The organism is Mycobacterium sp. ACS1612, from assembly GCF_001667505.1.
GTDB lineage: Bacteria > Actinomycetota > Actinomycetes > Mycobacteriales > Mycobacteriaceae > Mycobacterium.
This window is the reverse complement of the sequence record NZ_LZHZ01000031.1, coordinates 96,166-119,424: the sequence shown is the minus strand read 5'-3', so window position 1 is coordinate 119,424 and position 23,259 is coordinate 96,166. Positions and strand designations below refer to the sequence as shown.

Sequence of the window (23,259 nt, the reverse complement as noted above, 5' to 3'; positions counted from 1 at the left end):
TCTCGGCTAGGACCGGACCCGCGTCATCTCCGGGTCGACCAGCGGTTCGGCGGCGACGGTGGCCGCGATGCGCCGGTCGAAGTACTGGATTTCGATGCGAGTGCCTTCCGTCGCGGAAGCTGGCAGCCACGCGTACGCCACCGGCGCGCCGACGGTGTGGCCGAACGCGGCGCTGGTGACGTATCCGACCGGCTTGCCGTCGAGAAACACCGGCTCGCTGCCCATCACGACCGATACACCGTCGTCGACGGTCACGGTCCTCAGCCGACGCTCGATCGCCGCATCCGAAACACCCTGCAGGGCAGCGTATCCGACGAAGTCGGATTTGTTGGGTGACACCGCGAAGCCGAGACCGGCCTCGTACGGGTTGTGCTCGGTGGTCATATCGGTGCCCCAGGCCCGGTAGCCCTTCTCGATGCGCAGGCTGTTGAAGGCGGCGCGTCCCGCGGCGATCACGTCGTGCTTGCGACCCTCCGCGCACAGCACGTCCCACAGGCGCAGCCCGTACTCGGCGCTCGTGTAGAGCTCCCAGCCCAACTCGCCGACGTAGGACAGTCGCATGGCGGTGACCGGAATGCCGGCGATCCAAACGGATTTCGTGCGGAAGTACTTGAAGCCAGCGTTCGAGAAGTCGTCATGGCTCAGCGCCGAGACGACATCGCGGGCACGCGGACCCCACAGCCCGATGCAGCAGGTGGCGCCGGTGATGTCGCGGACCTGGACGCCGTCGTCGGCCAACCGGCGGAAGTAGTCCAGATCGATGTTGCCGTTGGCTCCGACCTGGAACCGGTCCTCGGCCAACCGGGCCACGGTGAGGTCGCTGCGGACGCCGCCTGCGTCGTCGAGGAGAAGGGTGTATGTCACCGAACCGATGGACTTGTCCATCTTGCCGGTGGTCAACCGCTGCAGCAGCGCAAGCGCGCCACGCCCGGCGATCTCGAGTCGCTTGAGCGGCGTCATGTCGTATATCGCGACCGAGGTGCGGGTGCGCCAGGCCTCGGCCGCCGCGATCGGCGACCAGAACTGACCCGACCAGGCGTCGCGGGCGGGCGGCGTCCATTCCGGCGGAAGCTGTTGCAGCAGCGCGGCATTGGCCTCATACCAATGCGGCCGCTCCCAGCCGCCGTTCTCCAGGAAGAACGCGCCAAGCTCCTGTTGCCTGACGTAGAACGGGCTGACCCGCAGATTGCGCGGCGACATGCGGGGCTGAAGCGGGTGCAGGATGTCGTAGACCTCGACGAAGTTCTGTTGCGACGTCTCGTCGACGTAATCGGCCGACAGTTGAACGTCTTCGAACCGGTGCACATCGCAGGTGTGCACATCGGTGTCGCTGCGCCCGTCGGCCAACAGTTGCGCGACCGCGCGCGCGACACCGGCGGAGTGCGTCACCCAGACGGCTTCGGCGATCCAAAACCCGGAGACGTCGGACGATTCGCCGATCAGCGGGCCGCCGTCCGGTGTGAACGAGAAGATGCCGTTGAACCCGCTGTCGACCTTGGCCTGCTCCAGGCAGGGGAGTAGCCGCTTGCACTGCTCCCAGGGTTCGGCGAAATCCTCATCGGTGAACGGCAACATCGACGGCATGCTCGACGCGGAAACGTCGGCGGAGTCGGTGAGGTCACGCAAATCCACCGGCATCGGGCGATGCGCGTAGGACCCGATGCCGAGACAGTCGACGAGTTCTCGGAAATACAGATCCTGGTCCTGATGACGCAGGATCGGCAGGCCTGCCTCCGCGGCCTCGGTGTTGCGGCCCACCAACTGCGGGATCTGGTCGGTCTTGACGTACTGGTGCGCCAGGGGCAGCAGCGGAACGGCCATGCCGGCCATCGCACCGATCTCGCGTCCCCAAAACCCCGCGCACGACACCACGATGTCGGCGTCGACGGTGCCGTCCGACGTCGCGACACCGGTGACGTGGCCGCCGCTGTGTTCGACGCCCGTCACCTTGATCGACCCGCGGAACTCTGCGCCGCGCGCCTGGGCACGCCGGACGAGTGCCGCAACGACGCGGGGTGCCTTGGCCAGACCGTCGGTCGGAACATACAGCCCGCCGAGGATTTTCGACTCATCGAGCAGGGGATGGACCCGCACGCATTCGGCGGGATCGAGCACCCTGCCCTCGACGCCCCACGAGATGGCCCAGCCCTGCCTGCGATGCAGTTCGGCGAGGCGCTCCGGCGTCGTCGCCACCTCGAGGCCGCCGACCTGGTTGAAGCACCACTGACCGTCGAGGTCCATTGCGGCGAACTTCTCGACGGTGTACCTGGCGAAGTCGGTCATCGCCTTCGACGCATTCGTCTGAAAGACCAGACCCGGTGCGTGCGACGAGGATCCTCCGGTGAGCGGCAGCGGACCCTGATCCAGTACGGTGACCCGGTTCCACCCCCTGGCGGTGAGTTCGTCGGCGAGATTGGCGCCGACGATGCCCGCGCCGATTATCACGACACGCGGAGTGTTCATCAGCTGCGGCTGACGGTTTCCGAGTCGCTGGGCTGCTGCTTGGGCTGGTGCCGGTAGAACGGCACTGTCGCGGGTGCCAGCGGCGTGTTGCCGAGGATAAGATCGGCCGCCTTCTCCGCGACCATCATCACCGGGGCGTAGATGTTGCCGTTGGTGACGTACGGCAGCACCGATGCGTCAACGACTTTCAGGCCTTCGATGCCGTGCACGCCCATGGTCTGCGGGTCGGTGACGGACATCGCGTCGGTGCCCATCTTGGCGGTGCAGGACGGGTGCAGCGCGGTCTCGGCGTCACGCGCCACCCAGTCGAGGATCTCCTCGTCGGTCTCGACGCTCGGGCCTGGCGAGGTCTCGCCACCGTTGAACGGCGCCATCGCGGGCTGATTGAGAATGTTTCGGGCGACCCGGACCGCCTCCACCCACTCGCGGCGGTCCTGTTCGGTGGACAGGTAGTTGAACCGCAGTGCCGGGTGGACTTTCGGGTCGCGGCTGACGATCTTCAGGCTGCCGCGGGCGTCGGAGTACATCGGGCCGACGTGCACCTGATAGCCCTCGCCGCCCTCGGGCTGGGAACCGTCGTAGCGCACGGCGATCGGCAGGAAGTGGAACATCAGATTCGGGTACGCGACCTCGTTGTTGCTTCGGACGAAGCCGCCGCCCTCGAAATGGTTTGTGGCGCCGGGCCCGCGGTGCAGGAACAACCAGTTGGCGCCGATCCACGGCCGGTAGCGCCACTTCAAGTACTTCTGCATGGTCACCGGTTGCTTGCAGGCGTACTGGATGTACACCTCGAGGTGGTCCTGCAGGTTTTCACCGACCCCGGGCAGGTCGTGGACCACGTCGACGCCGAGGGCCTCCAGTTCGGCCGCGTTACCGATCCCGGACAGTTGCAGCAGTTGCGGGCTATTGATGGCGCCGCCGCACAAGACGACCTGGCCTGCGTTGACACGCTGGGCCTCGCCGCGACCGCGTCGATATTCGACGCCGACCGCGCGCTTGCCGTCGAACACGACGCGTTCGACGAAGGCCCTGGTGAGGACGTCAAGGTTCGGCCGGTTCATCACCGGATGCAGATACGCGCGAGCGGCCGACAGCCGGCGGCCGTTGCGGATATTGCGGTCGAACTTCGCGAAACCCTCTTGACGGTAACCGTTTACGTCGTCGGTGCGGGGATACCCCGCTTGTTCGCCCGCGGTGAAGAACGCCTCGAACAGCGGGTTGGTGGCGGGTCCGCGCTCCAGCGCCAGCGGACCGTCATGACCGCGATACGGGTCGTCCGGCGTTGCGGCCAGACAGTTCTCCATCCGATTGAAGTACGGCAGGCAGTGGGCGAAGTCCCAGTCGCCCATGCCGGGATCGGCGCCCCAACGTTCGTAGTCCATCGGATTCCCGCGCTGGAAGATCATCCCGTTGATGCTGCTGGACCCGCCGAGCACCTTGCCGCGGGCATGGTAGATGCGGCGGCCGTGCATGTGAGGTTCGGGTTCGGACTCGTATTTCCAGTCGTAGAAGCGGCTTCCGATCGGGAACGGCAGCGCCGCGGGCATATGCACGAACACGTCCCACAACGAATCGTTGCGCCCAGCCTCGAGCACCAGGACCTTGTTGGCCGGGTCGGCCGAGAGGCGGTTGGCCAGCGCGCAGCCTGCCGATCCGCCGCCGACGATTACGAAGTCATACCGTGTGGAAACTTTTCCGGCCATCGCTGTCCTCCTGCGAATCCTGGGTAAAGGCTAGTAGCAAAGAAGCGTGATACGCATCAAGTTCCTCTATGTGCAACCACGTCTCGTATAGTTGCGCTATGGGCAACGACCGGGGCGAGAGCGCAGGCGGCGTGCAGTCCGTCGACCGTGCCATCAGCGTGCTCGAAATCCTGGCTCAGCGGGGCGAAGCCGGCGTCAGCGAGGTCGCCGCCGATATCGGCGTGCACAAGTCGACCGCGTTCCGGTTGCTCGCCGCACTCGAGGAACGCGAACTGGTCGAGCAGACCCAAGAGCGCGGTAAGTACCGCCTCGGCTTCGGCATCCTGCGGTTGGCCAGCGCGGTGCCCGGTCAACTGGACATCACCCACCAGGCCCGCCCCATCTGCGAGCAGCTCGCCGCCCAACTCGGCGAGACCGTCAACATCGCGGTGCGGCGTTCGCAGTTCGTGGTCAACATCGACCAAGTCCGAGGGCCGAGCGCGGTCGCCACTCACAACTGGGTCGGTGAGCTGACGCCGCTGCACGCCACGTCGAGCGGCAAGGTCCTGTTGGCCTACATGCCACCCGATGAGCGCCGAAAGGTGTTGTCCGCCGCGGGACTTGCCCGCCTCACCGCCCACACGATCACGTCGCAGCGGCAACTCGAGGACCAGGTCGAGGCCGCCGCCAGCGACGGACACGCGTCGTCTCTGGAAGAACTCGAGGAGGGGCTGAACGCCATCGCCGCGCCGGTGCGCGACCACACCGGCGGGGTGATCGCGGCGCTGTCTGTCTCCGGTCCGGTCTACCGGTTCACCGAAGAACGGCTGCGGGAAGTGACCCCGGACGTCGTCGCCGCTGCCGCGGCGATCAGCAACCGGATGGGTCATCTGGACTGACACGGCGGTCATTTGGTGAGCTTCGCCTGCACCCAGTTGTGGAACTCGCCGATGTGATGCTCGCTGGGCACCAGCACGCCGCCGTCGCGGTAGGTGCGTGAGCTCATCGCCGGTTGGCAACGCTCGCAGGCGGCGAAGTCCTGCTCGTTGACCCGGTGGAACAATTCGACCGAGCGGCTGACGTCCTTGCCGGATTCGACTACCCCCGGCAGATACAGCCAGTCGCATTCGACGACGGTGCGGTCGGCGGCCATCGGGAACATCCGGTGCAGGATGACATGGTCGGGCACCAGGTTGACGAACACCTGCGGCTTGATCGTGATCGCGTAGTAGCGCCGGTCCTGCTCCTGCGCGACCGTGGGGATCTGGTCCAGTCCGGCCGAACCGTCGATCGTGAATCCCTCGATGTTTTCTCCGAATTCGGCGCCGTGGCCGACGTGGTACTGCACTGCGAGCCCGTCAGCGAACTCCGGCAACACCTCGGTGAGTTCGGGGTGGATGGTGGCGCAGTGGTAGCACTCCATGAAGTTCTCGATGATGAGCTTCCAGTTGGCCTTGACGTCGTAGACGATCCGGCGACCGATACTCAAGTTGGCGATGTCGTAGTGGTCGATCAACTCGATGCTGCCAAGGCGGTCGCTGACGTCCTTGCGGACCGTCTTGTCGAACGACGGCGGGGTGTCGGCGAGACACACCCACACATAGCCCAGCCATTCCTGGACCGCGATGCGGCGAAGCCCGTACTCGACCCGATCGATATCCGGCATCTTGGTCAGGTTCGGCGCGGCCACCAGCTTGCCGTCGAAATCGTAAGTCCAAGCGTGGTAGGGACATTGAAAAGCGCGCTTGGCCTCGCCGCTGTCTTCGGTGCACAGTTGGGCGCCGCGGTGCCTGCAGACGTTGAAGAAGGCGCGCACCTCGCCGGTGCGCGACCGCGTTATCAGCACGCTTTCGGTGCCGACCTGGACGGTCTTGAACGCGCCCGGCTTGTCGAGGTCCGCCGAGCGCACCGCGCAGAACCACATCGACTCGAAGATCTGTGCCTGCTCCATCGCGAAGATCGTCGGGTCGGTGTAGTAGCTGCCGGGCAGCGTCGAGATCAAGCTCTGCGGCAGTCCGACGGTCGTCATCGAAATCCTCTCTGCGAAAAGAAAAGTCAGGCTGGAACGGGAACGAAGGCCAGCTGGCGACGCCATCTGGTGAACAACTTGGGCTGGTCGACACCGAGCACGGCGACCGGTTCGCCGCCGCGGCGGTACACGGCGAGGAAGCTGGCGTCGCGCACGGAGCCGACCTCGAAGCCGATCTCGTCGCCGGAATGGGCGATGCCGGCGAACTGAATGCGGTGGCCGTACTGGTCGGACCAGAAATAGGGAGGTTTGACTGGCCTGCCGTTGTGCTGCCCGCCCGCGAGCAGGGTGGCGACCGCGACAGCGGGCCGCTCCAGCGCACCCGTCCAGTGTTCGACGCGGTGCGGAAATCCGACGGCGGGCTCGTGCCAGGCCGCACAGTCGCCGACCGCAACGACGTTGGGCAGCGACGTCGCCCCGCCCGCGTCGCACACAACTCCGTTGCCCAGTTCTAGTCCGCTGTCGCGCAGCCACTCGACGTTGGGTATCGCGCCGATGCCGACAACCACGACGTCGGCGGCCACTCGGCGCCCGTCGGCCAGTTCGACGGCCGTCACCCGATCCGTGCCGATCAGACCGGCCACCGGCGCACCGCACAACAACCGGGTGCCATGTTCGGTGTGCAGCCGTGCCACCGCGGCGCCCAGTTGCACGCCAAGGGGACCGGCCAGCGGCGCCAACGCCGCCTCGACCACGGTCACGTCGAGACCCAATTTAGCTGCGGTGGAAGCGACTTCGGCTCCGATGAAGCCGGCGCCGATCACCACGAGGCGGGCGCCGGGATGCAGGTCGACGCGCAGCGCGACGGCGTCGTCGATGGTCCGCAGCACGTGCACGCCGGCGAGGTGCTCGGCGCCCGGCCAGGTGCGGGCGCGCGCGCCCGTCGCGATGACGATGCCGTCGGCGTGGACCACGGCGCCGTTGTCGAGGTGCACCGCGCCTGCGACCGGGTCGAGCCTTGTGGCGTGCGCGCCGAGCAGCCAGTCGGCCTGCAGGTCGTCGTCGTCGGCTTCGAGGGCCAGGGTGTCCTCGCCGATGTCACCGGCGAGGAATTCCTTCGACAGCGGGGGACGGTCGTACGGCCGCCGGTCTTCGCCGCCGACGACCGTCAGTTCACCGTCGAAACCCTGGGCCCGCAGCGCCCTGGCCGCCGACAGCCCCGCCAGCGAGGCGCCAATGACCGCAACGCTTTTCACTGCGTCGCCTCGCCGGCGGCGCGCGTGGTGACACCGGGAGGGAGGTTGGGCGGCGCATCGTCGAGGACGACGTTGATCACGCCGTCGACGATGACCACCTCGTGCGTTCGCACTGGAAGCTTCGCAGGTGGTTCGTCGACCTGGCCGGTGCGCAGGTTGAAACGTGAAGCGTGCAAGGGGCATTCGATCTCGCAGCCCTCGAGCCAGCCGTCGGCCAGAGACGCGTCCTGATGCGTGCAGGTGTCGTCGATCGCGAACACCTCACCGTCGTCGGTGTGGAAGACCGCGATCGGCGGGTCCGCTTCGACCCTGCGCGCCTCACCGCGAGGCAGGGCCGCGAGCGGGCAGATTTCCAGCACGACCATGACCTCCTTCGAATGGATTGTTGTAGCGGATTATGAAACGCAGTTCGTAATATGCAACAGCCTGCTGGAAATCGCCTGCCCTTGTCAAGAGTCGCGACGGGTGTTTTTCCCCTTCTCAGCAGGCGTTACGCCGCGTTCTCGGCACCCGTGCCTGCCAGCCACTTGGCCACCAACTGCGGGTGGGCGTCGATGAACTTCTTGGCGGCCTCGTCGTCACTCATGCCGTCCGCGATCGACCGGGCGACGGAGTTCTGATCCTCGGCCGTCCACTGGAAGTTCTTCACCAGCGTGTACGCCGGACTGCCCGATTCCGCGAACTTCGTCGCGACGATCTTGTCCAGGTCGTACGCCGGATAGTCGCAGGCGATCTTGGCCGGGTCGGCGTCGCAGCCCTTCGTGTAGGGCGGCAACTTGACCTTGACCATCGGCACCTCGCTCAGCAGCCACTGCGGCGAATAGAAGTACGCGAGCAGCGGTTTGCGTTGCTGTTGGGCCTGCCGGATGCTCGAGATCAACGCCGTCTCGCTGCCGCCCTGGACCACCTTGTAGTTCAAGCCGAGGTTGGCCACCAACGCGTCGTCGTTGGTCACATACGCCGGATCGCCGTCGAGCAACTGCCCCTTGTCACCGGATTCGGAGGTCTGGAACAGGTGGGCGTACTTGTTCAGATTGCGCCAATCGGTGATGTCCGGATACTCCTCGACCATCCATGGCGGCACGTACCAACCGATCTCGCCCTCGATGCCGGTGGAGCCTGCGCTCTGCGCGACGCCCATGTTGTCGATGTACTGCTGTCTGAGGTCGTCGTGGCCCCAGTTCTCGACGATCGCGTCCACCTGTCCGGTCGACATGCCTTGCCACGACACCTGTTCCGCGATGTGCCGCTGTTTGACGAAGCAGCCCAACACATTCTCGGCGAGGTAGGTGATCACGGCGGCGTTGGCCTCGTACCCGACCCACGAGTTGATGGCCAAGTTGAACGTGCCGCACGGCCTGGCGCCCGGCTTGAGGTCGCCGCGCGCCTGCAGGTCGGACACTTTGGTGGCGTTGCACCCCGATACGAGCAGCGCAAGTGCCACTGCTGCGATGGCGATTCGCTTCATTGGCTGACCCGTCCTATCCGTTTCGATGCGGCCGCGGTGGTTCGGTCGAGGATCGTGCCCAGCAGCACGATGGCCAGACCTGCGGCCAGTCCCTTGCCGAAGAGGCTGGTCTGGGCGAAGCCGGCCACCACCAGGTAACCCAGCGCGCCGCCGCCGACCAGACCGGCGACCACCACCATCGAAAGCACATATATCAGGCCTTGATTGGTGGCCAACGTCAGTGAGCGCACCGCCATCGGCAGCTGCACCTTGCTGATCACCTGCCAGGTATTGGATCCCACCGAACGCGCGGCTTCGACCGTCTCGGCGGAGACACCGCGGATCCCGTCGGCCATGATCTTGATGGACACGGGCGCGGCGTACACGATGGCCGCGACGATGCCGGTGAACCGCGACGCCGAGAACAACGCCAGGAACGGCACCAGGTAGACGAACGACGGCATGGTCTGCGCGGCGTCCAGGAACGGCCGCACGAACTTGTCCGCGGTGGGATTGCGGCCCATCCACACCCCGACGACGACGCCGAGTGCGACGACGATGACCGTGGCCACCAGCACCGCGGCCAGGGTGTCCATGGTCGCCTGCCACAACTCCAGCGGCCACAGGATCAGCAGCAGGCACACCGCGGTGATCAGCGCCGCGATCCGACCGCCGACGATCGCCGCGATCACGGTGATCGCGACGAACGTGAGCCACCACGGCGAGTTGTCCAGCAGTTTCTGCAGCGGGTCCAGCGCCACGGCGGTGACCACGTCCTTGATGCCGTTGGTCACTCCGGAGAAGCTGGTCTGCGCCCAGTTGGTCACGGCGTTGGCGGCGTTGACGATCGGCGTGCCGACGTCGAGTCCGATGTGGACGGAACCGAGTTGCAGCGACGACGGGAAGAGGGCGACCAACTGGTAGGTGTAGGACAGCCAAATCGCGACCGCCGTGACCACGGCGCCGACAATGATGCCCGGACGGCGATACTTGTTGGGCTCAGCAGACTTTCGTCGCTGTGTTTCGACGCGCTCGCTGGCCGCGGTGGTGGTCCGGTCCAGGATGATCGCCATGATCACGATGGCCAGGCCGGCGTTGAACGCGGTGCCGACGTCCTGGGTGGACAGCGCCTGGACCACCACCTGGCCGAGGCCGGGCGCGGCGATCAGCGCGGCGATGGTCACCATCGCCAAGGCCGCCATGATGGTCTGGTTGATGCCAAGCACGATGGTGCGCTTGGCCATTGGAAGTAGCGCCCCGAACAGTTCCTGCGATCGGGTGGCGCCCAGCGATTCGACGGCCTCACGCGACTCGGAGGGCACCGACCGGATGCCGTGGGCGGTGAGCCGAATGACCGGCGGGGCCGCGTAAATGACGGTCGCGATGATGGCCGCTGCCGGGCCGATCAGGAACGCCAGCGTCAACGGCGCAAGGTAGACGAACGACGGCAGGATCTGCATGAAGTCCAGCACGGGGGTGATCACCCGGTTGAACCCGTCGGATATGCCCGCCCAGATGCCCAGCGGGATTCCGATGAGCAAGGAGATCGCCACCGCCGCGATGGTCAGCGCCAGCGTCTCCATGCTCTCCTGCCACAGGCCCTGCAATCCCATGAACAAGAAGCCAAATAGCGTGAGCAGCCCGACCTTCCAGTTCCCCAACATCCAGGCCAGGAACGTCAACAGCACCACCACGCCCAGCCATCCGATGTAGGGCACCGGTCGCCCGTCCACCGGGTGCGCGATCAGGTCGCCGATTGCGGTGCCGAAGGCGTCGATCACCGACCTGATCGGGTTGAAGAAATAGGTGAAGAGCGGGTTGCTGTTTCGACCTTCACCGACGCGCGTCTGCAGGTCGGACAGCCAGACGTGCAGCGGCCTGGTGTCGGCGGGGGCCTGCGCCAACGTGTTTCGGCCTGCCAGGAACTGGTAGAGGATGATCCACAGGCCGAGCACCGCGCCCATGACCGCGACGAACTGCGCGGGCCCGCGTTCGGAGAACCACGACGTCCGCGACTGCGCCTCCGGTGCTGGCGGCGCAGGGGGAGCGTCGACCGCGATGGTGGTCATCACGCACCGCCCTCGTCGACCTTGCCGATCACCGCGAGGATCTCGCTGCGGCCGACCACGCCGAGCAGTTCGCCGTTCGAGACCACCTTGATCGGCTTGTCGGCGGCCAGCACCGGATCCACGGCGTCGCGAATCACGGTGTCGGGGCTCATTTCTGGACCGTCGAGTGCGTCATCGGCACGCTTTTCGCGCATGATCCACTTCAGCGTCAGCACGCGTGAGCGCGGCACATCGCTGACGAATTCGCGGACGTAGTCGTCGGCGGGGGCGCCGACCAGTTCGTCGCCGGTGCCGATCTGTACCACCTCGCCGTTGCGCATGATCAGGATCCGGTCGCCCAGCTTGAGCGCCTCGGACAGGTCGTGGGTGATGAACACCATCGTCTTGCCCATCTCGTGGTGCAGACGGATGACCTCGTTCTGCATGTCGCGGCGGATCAGCGGGTCGAGCGCCGAGAACGGTTCGTCGAAGAGCAACATGTCGGGATCGCTGGCCAGCGCGCGGGCCAGGCCGACGCGCTGCTTCATACCGCCCGAAAGCTGATCCGGGTAGGAGTATTCGAAGCCGGCGAGCCCGACCAGTTCGGTGACCTCGGTGGCGCGTTGCATCCGTTCCTTCTTCGGGGTGCCTTTGACCTCGAGGCCGTACGCCACGTTCTCCAACACCCGGCGGTGCGGGAGCAGGCCGAAGTGCTGGAAGACCATCGACACCTTGCGACGCCGCAGATCGCGCAACTGATTCTCGTCGGCCGACATGATGTCGGTGCCCTGGAACACCACCTGCCCCTTGGTCGGCTCGATGAGCCGGGTCAGGCATCGCACCAACGTCGACTTGCCTGAGCCGGACAGGCCCATGACGACGAACACCTCACCGCATCCCACGTCGAAGCTGACGTCTCGGACGGCGACCGCGCAACCCGTCTTCTTCTTGATGTCCTGCACGCTGAGCCGCTCGATCGACTCATCGCGTGCGACGTCGGATGCCTTGTTGCCGAAGACCTTCCACAGGCCTTGGACGCTCAGTTCGGCGTCGCCGCGGCGGGGAGTGGGCGGCGCGGCCACCGCGGTGGGCGCGCTCTCGGTGTGGATCGCCACGGAAATCTCCTAACTTGGTGGGCTGTTGAACAAGCGACGTTCCGGGGATTCCGGGGTCAACCCCGAAACCACCGCTCAGGCCGTGGATTGGTGTTCTGCCAGATGTGTTTGATCTCGCGGTACTCGTCGAGGCCGGCGCGGCCGAGTTCGCGACCGTTGCCGGAGCGCTTCATGCCGCCCCACTCGGCCTGCGGCACGTAGGGGTGGTAGTCGTTGATCCAGATGGTGCCGTGCCGCAGCCGGTTCGCCACGCGTTGCGCCTTGCCGGCATCCTGCGTCCAGACCGCCCCTGCCAGGCCGTAGACGGTGTCGTTGGCCAACCGCACGGCGTCGTCCTCGTCGGTGAACGTCTCGACGGTCAGCACCGGACCGAACGATTCTTCCCGTGTCACCGTCATTTTCGAATGGCAGCCGTCGAGAACGGTTGGAGGATAGAAGAAGCCGTCGCGCAAGTGGTCGTCGTCGGGTCGGCGTCCGCCGCAGCGCAGCACGGCGCCCTCTTCGACGCCCTTGGCGACGTAGGCCTCGACCTTGTCGCGGTGTGCGGCCGAGATCAGCGGTCCGGTCTCGGCCTCGGGGTCGAACGGGCCGCCGAGCCTGATCCGCTGCGCGCGCGCGACGACTTCGTCGACGAAGCGGTCGTGGATGGACTGCTCGACGATCAGTCGCGCACCGGCCGAACACACCTGCCCTGAATGCAGAAACACTGCGGTGAGCGCGAAGTCGACCGCAGTGTCGAAATCGGCGTCGGCGAACACGACGTTGGGGTTCTTGCCGCCGAGTTCGAGCGCGACCCGCTTGACCGTCGCGGCGGCGGCCGCCATCACGCGGGTGCCCGAGGGCACACCGCCGGTGAACGACACCATGTCCACGTCCGGGTGTTCCGACAGTGGCGCACCCGCCACGGGTCCGGCGCCGAGCACCAGGTTGGCGACGCCCGCGGGCAGGCCCGCCTCTTCCAGTGCGCGCATCAACAGCACAGCGGTCGACGGCGTCAGTTCGCTCGGCTTCAGCACAAAGGTATTGCCCGCCAACAGTGCCGGCGCGACCTTCCAACTTGCTTGCAGCAGAGGGTAATTCCACGGTGTGATCAGTCCGCAGACGCCGATCGGCTCGTAGACAAGGCGGCTGATCGCGTCGGCCTTGCCGGTGTCGACGACGCGGCCCGCTTCGGTGCCGCCGACGCCCGCGTAGTAGCGCAGGCAGGCGACGACGTCGTCCATGTCGTATTCGGCCTCGACGATCCGTTTACCGGTGTCGAGTGCCTCGGCGCGGACGAAGTCCTTGCGGTCGCGGTCGATCAAGTCGGCGGTGCGCCGCAACACCTCGGCCCGGTCGCGCTCCGGCGTGTGCGGCCAGGGACCGGTGTCAAAGGCTTCCCGCGCCGCGGCGATCGCGGCGTGGGCGTCTTCGGTGGACGCCTCTGCCGCCTGGGCGACCAACTGGCCGTCCGCCGGACATCGAATTTCTCGGCGGGCATCGCCATGCGCGGGGCGCCATTCGCCCGCGATGTACAGATTCAGGTGTTCCGCCACCTAGTCGGCCTCTCGCCCAGCTACGTCAACGTTGCGTATCGCGCAATGAAACCCTCTACATGCAACAGACTGGACCGTGGCGGACATCACTGTCAAGGGCAGGGGTGAAACGAAACTCGCTGGTAACAAGCCGGACATGGGCGCCCTTGACCGTCGAAGCCGCACGCAGCTATGATGCCCGTCACACCCTGATATATCAGTTACACGTCATCTGGTATGCATAGATTTTTTCCCATGAACGGAGTATGTGCATGAGCGTTCTGGACGCGCACCTGACGGATTTCGACCCCGAGGTGGCTGAGCTCATCGACAAGGAACTCGACCGACAGCGCACCGGCCTGGAGATGATTGCCTCGGAGAATCATGCGCCGCTGGCCGTGATGCAGGCACAGGGATCCGTGCTGACCAATAAGTACGCCGAGGGCTATCCCGGTCGGCGCTACTACGGCGGCTGCGAGCACGTCGACGTCATCGAGCAGATCGCGATCGACCGGATCAAGGCGCTGTTCGGGGCGGAGTTCGCCAACGTCCAGCCGCATTCCGGTGCGCAGGCCAACGCCGCGGTGATGCACGCGCTGCTCAAGCCGGGTGACACCATCCTCGGGCTGTCGCTGGACTGCGGCGGGCACCTCACCCATGGGATGCGGCTCAACTTCTCCGGCAAGCTGTACACCGTTGCGGCGTACGGCGTCTCGCGAGACGACTATCGGATCGACATGGATCAGGTGGCCGAGGCGGCCCGCGAGCACCGGCCGCAGATGATCATCGCCGGCTGGTCGGCGTATCCGCGCTACCAGGACTTCGCCCGATTCCGGGAAATCGCCGACGAGGTCGGCGCGTATCTGATGGTCGATATGGCGCATTTCGCCGGTCTGGTTGCGGCAGGCCTGCATCCGTCGCCGGTGCCGCACGCACACGTGGTCACCTCAACGACGCACAAGACGCTGGGCGGACCGCGCGGCGGCATCATCTTGACCAAGGACGCCGACATCGCGAAGAAGATCAATTCAGCGGTGTTCCCGGGTCAGCAGGGCGGACCGCTGGAGCATGTGATCGCGGCTAAGGCGGTGGCCTTCAAGATGGCTGCCGAACCCGCTTTCGTCGAGCGTCAGCAACGCGTCGTCGAGGGTGCGCGCATCCTCGCGGAGCGGCTGTCGCAGCCGGACGTCCGGGATGCCGGCATCGCCGTGCTGACCGGCGGCACCGATGTGCACCTGGTGCTGGCCGACCTGCGCAACGCGGAGATCGACGGGCGTCAGGCCGAGGACCGGCTGGCGACGATCGGAATCACGGTGAACCGCAACGCCGTTCCGTTCGATCCGCGGCCGCCGATGGTGACGTCCGGGCTGCGCATCGGCACGCCTGCATTGGCGGCTCGCGGGTTCCAGGCGGAGGACTTCGCCGCCGTGGCGGATCTGATCGCGCAGTGCCTGATCGCGGCGCCGGACGCGGACACCGCGAAGCTGGCCCGTGGCGTGAGTGAACTCGCCGAGCGTCACCCGCTGTACCCGCAGCTCTGACCGGGAAGGGATTTTCAGTGACGATCAGCGTCTTCGAGTTGTTCAAGGTGGGCATCGGTCCGTCGAGTTCGCACACCGTCGGGCCGATGCGGGCGGCTGCGAACTTCGTCGCCGACCTCGAGTCTGTTGGATCCTTGCCGCGGGTGGCCGACGTCCGTGTCGAGTTGTACGGATCGCTGGCGGCGACCGGCCGGGGTCACGGCACATTGCCTGCGGTGCTGCTCGGCCTCGAGGGGTATCGGCCGGAAACCGTCGAGACGGAGGAGATGGAGGCCGGACGGGAGCGGCTGCGCAATACCGGCAAGATCATGCTGGGCGGGCGGATCCCGATTGCGTTGTCCGAGGACGACATCGCGCTCTACACCAGGACGGTGCTGGACTTCCATCCGAACGGTATGACGTTGACGGCGTACGCGGCCGACGACAGCACGCTTCATCGCCGGACCTACTTCTCCGTCGGCGGGGGATTCGTCGTCGCCGAAGGTGAGGTGCTCGCAGATTCGGCCGTCGACTCCGGGGATATGTCGTTCTCGTCGGCGGCCGAACTGCTCGCGCTGGCCTCGGGCAGATCGATCAGCGCGGTGATGCTCGCCCACGAATGCCGCACGCGTAGTGCCGAGGAGGTGCGCGCGGGACTGCTGCATCTGCGCGACGTGATGGTGGAATGCGAGCAACGCGGTATCGCGCGCACCGGACTGCTGCCCGGTGCGCTGCAGGTGCGACGGCGGGCGGGCCAGTGGTACGAGCGTCTCAGTCAGGAGGACCCGCACCGTGATGCGCGCTTCGCCGAGGACTGGGTCAACCTGGTGGCGTTGGCCGTCAATGAGGAGAACGCATCGGGCGGACGGATCGTGACAGCGCCGACGAACGGTGCGGCGGGTATCATCCCCGCGGTGCTGCACTACGCGGTGCACTACACCGAGGCGGGCGTGGCCGATCCCGACGACGTCGCGGTGCGGTTCTTGCTTGTCGCGGGCGCCATCGGGTCGCTGTACAAGGAGCGGGCATCCATCTCCGGTGCGGAGGTCGGCTGTCAGGGCGAGGTGGGTTCCGCGTCGTCGATGGCGGCGGCCGGGCTGGCCGAAATCCTCGGCGGCGCACCGGAACAGGTGGAGAACGCCGCTGAGATCGCGATGGAGCACAGCCTGGGTCTGACGTGCGATCCGATTGCGGGGCTGGTGCAGATCCCGTGCATCGAGCGCAATGCGATCTCGGCAGGCAAGGCGATCAACGCGGCGCGGATGGCGTTGCGCGGCGACGGCGACCACCGGGTCAGCCTCGACGAGGTGATCGAGACCATGCGTGTCACCGGCCGCGACATGAGCTCGAAGTACAAGGAGACGTCGACCGGCGGGCTCGCGGTCAACGTGTCGGTGAACTACGTCGGCTGCTGAACGAGGATCAACTCGGCGAACTGCTCGGGGCACTCGAGCGGGGTGAAATGCCCGGCGCCGTCGGCGAAATGAAGGCGGACATTGGTGAAGTAGTGCTCGAGTTGATCCGCCCACTCCGGCGGGAACAGCGGATCATGGTGCGGCCACAGCACGTCGGTTTGGACGTGGATTTTGATGGCGGCGTCGGGCCGCAGTTCGACCAGTGACTGGGCGACGGTTCCCGCGCCTGCGCGGTACCAGGCGATCGACGCGGTGAATGCGCCCGGCAGCGCGTAGTCGGCCACCAACCGGTCCAGATCGTCTTCGGACAGCGCGAAATTCGGTCCGGACCAATGAGTCCAAAAGTGCCGCAAGTACTCTCGGACTGCGTCGGGATTGCCGTCGATCAGTTCGGCGGCGAGCGGGAGTTGGTGGAACGCCTGATACCAGAACTCGCCCTGCGCGTGGGCGGTGAGCACCCGCTCGCCTGCGCCGGGCAGCGGGGGAGACAGCACAAGAGCCGACACCAGGTCGGGATGCATTCTGGCGATGCTCTGGGCGACGCGGCTGCCGACGTCGTAGCCGGCGATGACCACGCTCGACAGATCGAGTTCCTTGATCAACCCGATGATGCTGCTGGCTTGGGCGGTGGCGCTGTAGAAGTGCCGGACCGCGACTTCGTGTTTGTCGGAGCCGCCGAAGCCGCGCAGGTCGGGAACGATGACGTCGGCGACGTCGCCGAGGATCGGGATGACCTTGCGGTAGTCGTGCCGGTTGCCGGGCCAGCCGTGCAATAGCACCACGGCAGGTGCGCCCCGTGTTCCGAAGCGGTCGAAGGCCAATCGGAACCCGTCGACGGGCGAGCTACGCGACCACATTGGCCCATTCTGGCCATATCTCAGCCGGATTGGTGCAGGGTTTCCGAATCGCCGGTGATGACGGCGAGGATGTTGCGCCAGGCATCGGACGGCCAGTTCAGCACGTCGCTGTGCGCCTGTGGGCCGGCCATCAGCCGACCGTCGTCGTAATGTCCTGTCGCTAAACGGATTACACCGCGCATCTCGTCGGGGTCGGCGCCGTGCGGTCCGCCGGGGATGCCCTGCACGGCCTCGATGATGTCGCCGGGGGCGGTCATCGAGAATCTCAGCACATCGGGGTTGCGGTTGTGCCAGTCGCCGGGATCGTCGACACCGACGCCTGCGCCCGCGGCCGCGACGTAGAGCATCCGGTCGCCCGTCATGCCCAGCGTCTCGGCGGTGCCGACGATCGACCCGCCGTAGGAGTGCCCGATGTAGGTGACGGGGATGGATCGCCCGGTCGCGTCGACGGTGCGGTCGACGTCTTCGCTGAACGCGACGAGCCGCGGCGCCATGTTGAGCGCGTACCGCGGGTCGGCGGCCGCGACGGGGCCGGTCACCGGATTGCCGCGGGGGAAGGGGCCGCCCAGATAGGTGATGGCGGCGACGTCGCCGCGCGTTGCCGAGACGAAGCGTCGGGCGGTGCGGGTGTTGGCCGCTGACGCCTCGACCGTGGTGTTCAGGCCGGGCACCAACACCGCGACGCTCTTGGCGGTGGACAGGTCCCCGTTGAGTTCGACCAGCGAAGCGCGGGCCGGGTCGAAGGCGAGGATCTGGCGGTCGATGCGGCGACCGGTGCCGGCCGGGTCGTCGATCTCGCCGAGCAGGCTGCGGTAAAGCCGGTGTTGCGGGTCGTCGAAGCCGTCGACGATGGCCTGGGCGATGTTGGTCCGATTGGCGGCGACTCTCATCGACCATGGGACGCCGTCGGTGTTGCCGACCTGGCGCGGGAACTCGGCGATCAACTGCTGTTGCTGGGCGGGCGTCATGGCGGCGATCTGCGCGCCGATCCGGTCCTGGCTCATGGCGGGCCATCCGGCGACCACGTCGGGGGCATGAACCGGCCCGGCGCTTGCGGACGCGAACGCCTCGTCGATGTCGGCGGCGGCATCCGCGTCGGCGGCGGCCAGTCGATCCAGCGCCTCGGCGATCTGCTCCGTCAGCGCGGCGGCGCGCGCATCGAGCAACTCGTGTGCGACGGCGGAGTCGCCGCCGGACAGCGCGACAAGAAGCGGCGGCGGGCCGGCGCGGATCGACACGGTTCCGTCGTCGGCGACATTGAATCCGCTGGACTGTGCGTCGGTGACCAGCGTCTGCAGCGCTGTCTGCGCGGCCGCGATCTGGTCGGCGCCGTTATGTGCGGCGACCGCGGCCAGCACGAGGCAGCGGGCCGCCGCGTCTGCGGCGGTGGTGATGGCGTCGGCGTGGTTGCGTGCGGCGTCGGCGGTGGCGCCGGTCCAGGTGTCGTGGCTGCGGCCGATGTCGCTGGTGGCGGTGTCGACGGTTTTCGTCACCCAGCGAGCAGCCTGGTCCCAGCCTTCGGCGAGTCGATGAAGCGAATCCGGCTGCCAGGCACGGGCTTGCGAGACGGTCGGTCGGGTCACTGCTGCAGGCGCTCGCCGTTGCTGCGGTCGGCGCGCTCGAACGCGTCGGCCGACATGTGGGCCGCGACCGCCCACCCCCGCATGTTGGCGACGACCTCGGTGAGGCGGGCGGCCACCAGAACGGGCGCGGCGACGTTTCCGACGGCCGAGCCTGGCAGGTCGTCAGGATCCAGTGTTGGCCAACGCATTTGAGTGATCTTCTCGGCGGATTCCATGACCCGGTTGGCGACGGCCCGCAGCTGGGTCAGATCGACTTCGACGATTTCCCCCATGCCTCATGCTGGCAGATTCCGGCGCGGCGGCGCCGGCGTTATCCACAGGGCCGATGTCCCTTGCCGTCTTCCGGCGAGCAGCTGTCGGGGCATTCTGCGTCTGCTCGCGGTCGGGTCGGTTGGGTTGACGGACGCTCCGGTCGGTGTCAACTCGAAGCTTCGGCGCGGCTTGCGCGCCGAGGTCGGCCAGCAGCAAGTAGTCTCGATGAGGTGCAGCGACGAATCATGGGCATCGAGACAGAGTTCGGTGTCACCTGCACGTTCCACGGCCATCGTCGGCTGAGCCCCGACGAGGTTGCCCGCTACCTATTCCGGCGGGTGGTGTCGTGGGGCCGCAGTTCGAACGTGTTCTTACGCAACGGTGCGCGGTTGTATCTCGACGTGGGCAGCCACCCCGAGTACGCCACCGCCGAATGCGACAACCTGACCCAGTTGGTCACCCACGACCGCGCCGGAGAGCGCGTGCTCGAGGACCTGTTGATCGACGCGGAGCAGCGGCTGGCCGATGAGGGCATCGGCGGCGACATTTACCTGTTCAAGAACAACACCGACTCGGCGGGCAACTCATACGGGTGCCACGAGAACTATCTGATCGTGCGGGCGGGGGAGTTCTCCCGGATCTCCGACGTGTTGCTGCCGTTCCTGGTGACCCGGCAGCTGATCTGCGGTGCGGGCAAGGTGCTGCAGACGCCGAAGGCGGCGACGTTCTGCCTGTCGCAGCGCGCCGAGCACATCTGGGAAGGCGTCTCGTCGGCGACCACGCGGTCGCGGCCGATCATCAACACCCGCGACGAGCCACACGCCGACGCCGAGAAGTACCGGCGGCTGCACGTCATCGTCGGCGACTCCAATATGTGTGAGTCGACGACGATGCTGAAGGTCGGCACGGCGTCGCTGGTGCTGGAGATGATCGAGGCCGGGGTGCCGTTCCGCGACTTCTCGCTGGACAACCCGATCCGGGCGATCCGCGAGGTCAGCCACGACCTGACCGGTCGACGGCCGGTGCGGCTGGCGGGCGGGCGGCAGGCCAGCGCACTGGACATCCAGCGCGAGTACTACCAGCGCGCGGTGGAGTACCTGCAGACCCGGGAGCCGAACTCGCAGATCGAGCAGGTGGTCGACCTGTGGGGACGCCAACTCGACGCGGTCGAGAGCCAGGACTTCGCGAAGGTCGACACCGAGATCGACTGGGTGATCAAGCGCAAGCTGTTCCAGCGCTACCAGGACCGCTACAACATGGAGCTGTCCGACCCGAAGATCAGCCAGTTGGATTTGGCGTACCACGACATCAAGCGCGGACGCGGCGTGTTCGACCTGCTGCAGCGCAAGGGCTTGGCGTCGCGGGTGACCACCGACGAGGAGATCGAGGCCGCGGTGAACACACCGCCGCAGACGACGCGGGCCAAGCTGCGTGGCGAGTTCATCAGCGCCGCGCAGGAGGCGGGCCGCGACTTCACCGTGGACTGGGTGCACCTGAAGCTGAACGATCAGGCGCAGCGCACGGTGCTGTGCAAGGACCCGTTCCGGTCGGTCGACGAGCGGGTCAAGCGGCTGATCGCCTCGATGTAGGCGTCCCCAGCGGGAGAAATTGGCGCGGTGGGCCTGGTGGCGGCTCCGGTAGCATTTTTGCTGCACGACTGCTGGAGGGAATGTCGAATGCGCGCGCCGGAATCGCAAGTGTTGCGAATTGGTGCTGTTCGGGTGTTTCTGAAGGTGGTTGAGTGACTTTCGGAAGGCCGCGCGACGCGGACGCCGAGCGCCCGATCAATCCTGGAGCGCGGTTGCTGAATGGGGTCGTAGCGACTTCTGGGGTCTTCACGTGCGCGGGTGTTGGCAGAGGCGAGCCGGTTTTGTCGAGTATCGATCGGCGACCGACAGCTATCAGGCGTGACTTGGCAAGGGGACTGGGCTGATGCCAGGAGAGCTAAGGGTCGACACCACACCGCTGGCCACGGGTGGGCAAGGGTTACTGATTGCGGCGGGAGAGATTCCGGAGCCGCCACAGCCCTTCACGACGACGGGCGCGGACGCATTGTCGACCATTCTCAATGCGCGCACACAGGCGCTCGAGGCGCCGTTGATCGCGGGCTTGCCGGTGACGAAAGCGGATGCGCTGTGCACGGCTCAGAACATCATTCAGGCGGCAGCCAAATACGAAGGCGTCGACCAACACCTGGCGGAACAGGTGATGAAGGCGCTGGCCGAACTCGAAGGCGCGGAAGCTGCCGGCGCCGGGGGCACGGGCGGAGTTGGTGGCGGTAGTGCCGGCGCCACCGGTGCGGCAGGGATGGCTGGCGAGGCTCCGGCATCGGGTGCGGCGGGCGCCGCGCAGCAGGCGGGCCAGCTTGGCCAGATGATGGGTATGCCGATGCAAATGGCGCAGCAGGCGGCCCAGATTCCGATGCAGTTGGCGAGCATGGCGGCGTCGATACCGCAAGGAATCATGCAGGGCGTGCAGAGCGCGATGCAGCAAGCCGGCCAATTGGCAGAGGGCACAGACGAAAAGACCGATCCGGAGCAGCCGGGCGAAGGCTCGCAAGAGGACGCCAAGCACGCGGAGTTCACCGAACGGGCGCCGGAGCATAAAGCGCCTTCCGATGCTGCTGCGGGCCCGGGCACGGCGGAACGCGCACCCGCGGAGCCGAAGCGGACACCGACGCCGGAAGCCGCGCCGCAGCCGCCTAAGCCAGCGCCGACGCGTCCGGCGACGTCAGGTCCGGAAAGCGTTCTGTGACATGAAGATTCGTGACACGAAGGTGTGCCGATGAGTGTGCCCCCGCCCCCGAATCAGTGGGGTTCGCAACCGCCGCCGGGCGGGCCGCAGTGGGGGTCGCCGCCTCCGGGGCAGTCGGGCGCAGCTCCGCAGTGGGGTCCCCAGCAGCCCTGGGGTCCTCCGCCGGGACCGCCGCCAAGTCGAGGTGGCAAGGGCAAGTGGATCTTTGGCGGTATCGCGTTACTTGCGGTCATCGCGGTAACGGTCGTCGTCACGGTGTTGGTCGTGGGCAAAAACTCCGGTGGTGGTGCATCGCCGACGCCGACGAATGGCAACGGCTCCGACTTCGCCAGCGCGAATGACAAAGGCCCCGTTGGGATTATCACGGAGGACCCGACGTGTGCGGCCTGGAGCAAGGTCGGCGGCGGGCTAACCGACGCGGAACAACGGGTCCGTTGGCCCGATCGCGACCCTTCAGTACCGGCCGCATCTTGGAGTCCTGACCAGCGGACGACTTTCGAATCCGTTGCTCAGGCGATGAATGGTGCCGCCGATCAAGCCATTGCGCTCGCGAAGGCTACGCCACATCGTGTGATGCGCGAGCTATACGAGCAGTTCATCGCGTATGCCCGTGCCTTCGCTCAGCGGATACCGAGCTACACCCCACGTGATAATGACCTCGCGAGAGTTGCCGACGGCGTTGGGGGAGTGCTGGCAAACGTATGCGGCGCAATTACATACGGCTCTGCGCAGGCGGAAGCTCCCTTAGTTCGAGTGGCTGATCCGCCCTCTTCAGTGTCGCCTCCGAGTGATTCCGCGGAACCGCGTCGCCTACTTACGGACGACAATGCGATCTGTTCGGAGTGGGTGTCGCTACTGAAGAAATTCTTGGACGACACGGCCTCATGGCAAGCGATAAGTGAGACGATTCCAGCCACGCAATGGACTTCTGAACAGAGAGCTGCGTACGAAGCTGTCGTGCCGGTCATGTCACAGTTCGCGGATGATGTAGAAGCGTTAGGCCGCCGAAGCGGAAATGCCAAAATCGAGGACTTCGCAGTGTTGTCCGCTCAATATCGCCGTGCCTTCGTAAACGCGATACCGACTTACACACCCGCCGACAACTACTTGGCCAGCACTGCTACGTATATCGCACTGACTGTCGATCAGGCATGCAAGGCGGTTAGCAGTGGGTAAGAGCAAGCCAGGGGGCCCCCATGCCGCCGAGATGACTGGACCCGGCGCGTGGCCAGAAGCTGACGAAGATCATTTCACCGGGCGGGCGAACGAGCTAGGTGGAGTTCTGAACAAGGTCAATGCTGCGCTTTCAAATTGGCAAGGGCACCAAGCAACAATCTTCAACGGTGTTCACGTCTGGGCGGGTGACGCTTCGACAGCTGCGAGC

At 66.4% G+C, this 23,259-nt stretch carries 20 protein-coding genes; 8 read left to right on the top strand and 12 right to left on the bottom strand.

Annotated features, from left to right (window positions below):
- Positions 1–6: 6 nt before the first annotated feature.
- Positions 7–2,463: an FAD-dependent oxidoreductase gene (locus A5724_RS12875; RefSeq protein ID WP_067801768.1), complete on the bottom strand. Its 2,457-nt coding sequence runs from the start codon at positions 2,461–2,463 to the stop codon at positions 7–9.
- Complete coding sequence (gene betA / locus A5724_RS12870) at positions 2,463–4,166, bottom strand: choline dehydrogenase (RefSeq protein ID WP_067801767.1); 1,704 nt, start codon at positions 4,164–4,166, stop codon at positions 2,463–2,465. The genes A5724_RS12875 and betA overlap by 1 nt, the downstream gene beginning before the upstream one ends.
- Before the next feature lie 98 nt (positions 4,167–4,264).
- Between betA and A5724_RS12865 the strand changes: the two genes are divergently transcribed.
- Positions 4,265–5,044 carry an IclR family transcriptional regulator gene (locus tag A5724_RS12865; protein ID WP_197518634.1) on the top strand — a complete coding sequence of 260 codons (780 nt, stop codon included), beginning with the start codon at positions 4,265–4,267 and terminating at the stop codon, positions 5,042–5,044.
- Between the two features lie 8 nt (positions 5,045–5,052).
- Here A5724_RS12865 and A5724_RS12860 read toward each other — a convergent pair whose 3' ends face one another.
- The 7 genes from A5724_RS12860 to A5724_RS12830 all read right to left on the bottom strand — a co-directional run bounded on the left by A5724_RS12860 (position 5,053) and on the right by A5724_RS12830 (position 13,515).
- The gene (locus A5724_RS12860; RefSeq protein ID WP_067801765.1) at positions 5,053–6,174 is read right to left on the bottom strand and encodes an aromatic ring-hydroxylating dioxygenase subunit alpha; all 1,122 of its coding nucleotides are present in this window, start codon (positions 6,172–6,174) and stop codon (positions 5,053–5,055) included.
- A gap of 26 nt (positions 6,175–6,200) precedes the next feature.
- Positions 6,201–7,370, bottom strand: coding sequence for an NAD(P)/FAD-dependent oxidoreductase (locus A5724_RS12855; protein ID WP_067801762.1), 1,170 nt, complete (start codon positions 7,368–7,370; stop codon positions 6,201–6,203).
- Positions 7,367–7,735 carry a bifunctional 3-phenylpropionate/cinnamic acid dioxygenase ferredoxin subunit gene (locus tag A5724_RS12850; protein ID WP_067801760.1) on the bottom strand — a complete coding sequence of 123 codons (369 nt, stop codon included), beginning with the start codon at positions 7,733–7,735 and terminating at the stop codon, positions 7,367–7,369. The genes A5724_RS12855 and A5724_RS12850 overlap by 4 nt, the downstream gene beginning before the upstream one ends.
- 125 nt (positions 7,736–7,860) lie before the next feature.
- Positions 7,861–8,838: an ABC transporter substrate-binding protein gene (locus A5724_RS12845; protein WP_156752257.1), complete on the bottom strand. Its 978-nt coding sequence runs from the start codon at positions 8,836–8,838 to the stop codon at positions 7,861–7,863.
- Entirely contained in the window at positions 8,835–10,886 is a 2,052-nt protein-coding gene (locus A5724_RS12840; RefSeq protein WP_232004809.1) for a proline/glycine betaine ABC transporter permease, read from the bottom strand. The genes A5724_RS12845 and A5724_RS12840 overlap by 4 nt, the downstream gene beginning before the upstream one ends.
- Entirely contained in the window at positions 10,886–11,980 is a 1,095-nt protein-coding gene (locus A5724_RS12835; RefSeq protein ID WP_232004808.1) for a glycine betaine/L-proline ABC transporter ATP-binding protein, read from the bottom strand. The genes A5724_RS12840 and A5724_RS12835 overlap by 1 nt, the downstream gene beginning before the upstream one ends.
- Positions 11,981–12,036: 56 nt before the next feature.
- On the bottom strand, positions 12,037–13,515 hold the full coding sequence (locus A5724_RS12830) for an aldehyde dehydrogenase family protein (protein ID WP_232004807.1): 1,479 nt from the start codon (positions 13,513–13,515) through the stop codon (positions 12,037–12,039).
- Positions 13,516–13,766: 251 nt separating this feature from the next.
- Here A5724_RS12830 and glyA point away from each other — a divergent pair, with 251 nt between their 5' ends.
- Together glyA and A5724_RS12820 are read left to right on the top strand one after the other, a co-directional pair.
- Positions 13,767–15,035, top strand: coding sequence for a serine hydroxymethyltransferase (gene glyA, locus A5724_RS12825; protein ID WP_067802005.1), 1,269 nt, complete (start codon positions 13,767–13,769; stop codon positions 15,033–15,035).
- 17 nt (positions 15,036–15,052) lie between these two features.
- Positions 15,053–16,429 (top strand): L-serine ammonia-lyase, encoded by a 1,377-nt coding sequence (locus A5724_RS12820; RefSeq protein WP_067801757.1) that lies wholly within the window; start codon positions 15,053–15,055, stop codon positions 16,427–16,429.
- Here A5724_RS12820 and A5724_RS12815 read toward each other — a convergent pair.
- Together A5724_RS12815 and A5724_RS35145 are read right to left on the bottom strand one after the other, a co-directional pair.
- A complete protein-coding gene (locus A5724_RS12815; protein ID WP_067801755.1) occupies positions 16,414–17,286 on the bottom strand; it encodes an alpha/beta fold hydrolase in 873 nt (290 codons plus the stop codon). The two genes, A5724_RS12820 and A5724_RS12815, sit on opposite strands and share 16 nt — an antisense overlap.
- Positions 17,287–17,306: 20 nt before the next feature.
- Positions 17,307–18,176 carry an alpha/beta hydrolase gene (locus A5724_RS35145; RefSeq protein ID WP_369830630.1) on the bottom strand — a complete coding sequence of 290 codons (870 nt, stop codon included), beginning with the start codon at positions 18,174–18,176 and terminating at the stop codon, positions 17,307–17,309.
- Here A5724_RS35145 and A5724_RS35140 point away from each other — a divergent pair.
- Entirely contained in the window at positions 18,136–18,324 is a 189-nt protein-coding gene (locus A5724_RS35140) for a hypothetical protein (RefSeq protein ID WP_369830629.1), read from the top strand. The two genes, A5724_RS35145 and A5724_RS35140, sit on opposite strands and share 41 nt — an antisense overlap.
- A gap of 36 nt (positions 18,325–18,360) precedes the next feature.
- A complete protein-coding gene (locus A5724_RS35135) occupies positions 18,361–18,819 on the top strand; it encodes a hypothetical protein (protein ID WP_369830628.1) in 459 nt (152 codons plus the stop codon).
- A gap of 46 nt (positions 18,820–18,865) precedes the next feature.
- Here A5724_RS35135 and A5724_RS12805 read toward each other — a convergent pair whose 3' ends face one another.
- A complete protein-coding gene (locus tag A5724_RS12805) occupies positions 18,866–19,141 on the bottom strand; it encodes a hypothetical protein (RefSeq protein ID WP_067801747.1) in 276 nt (91 codons plus the stop codon).
- 210 nt (positions 19,142–19,351) lie between these two features.
- Here A5724_RS12805 and pafA point away from each other — a divergent pair, with 210 nt between their 5' ends.
- From pafA to A5724_RS33020, 3 genes are all read left to right on the top strand, one after another.
- Positions 19,352–20,710, top strand: coding sequence for a Pup--protein ligase (pafA, locus tag A5724_RS12800; protein WP_101947112.1), 1,359 nt, complete (start codon positions 19,352–19,354; stop codon positions 20,708–20,710).
- A 343-nt stretch (positions 20,711–21,053) separates the two neighbouring features.
- Positions 21,054–21,875 (top strand): hypothetical protein, encoded by an 822-nt coding sequence (locus tag A5724_RS12795; RefSeq protein WP_067801741.1) that lies wholly within the window; start codon positions 21,054–21,056, stop codon positions 21,873–21,875.
- Between the two features lie 264 nt (positions 21,876–22,139).
- Entirely contained in the window at positions 22,140–23,051 is a 912-nt protein-coding gene (locus A5724_RS33020; RefSeq protein ID WP_232004806.1) for a hypothetical protein, read from the top strand.
- Positions 23,052–23,259: the final 208 nt, after the last annotated feature.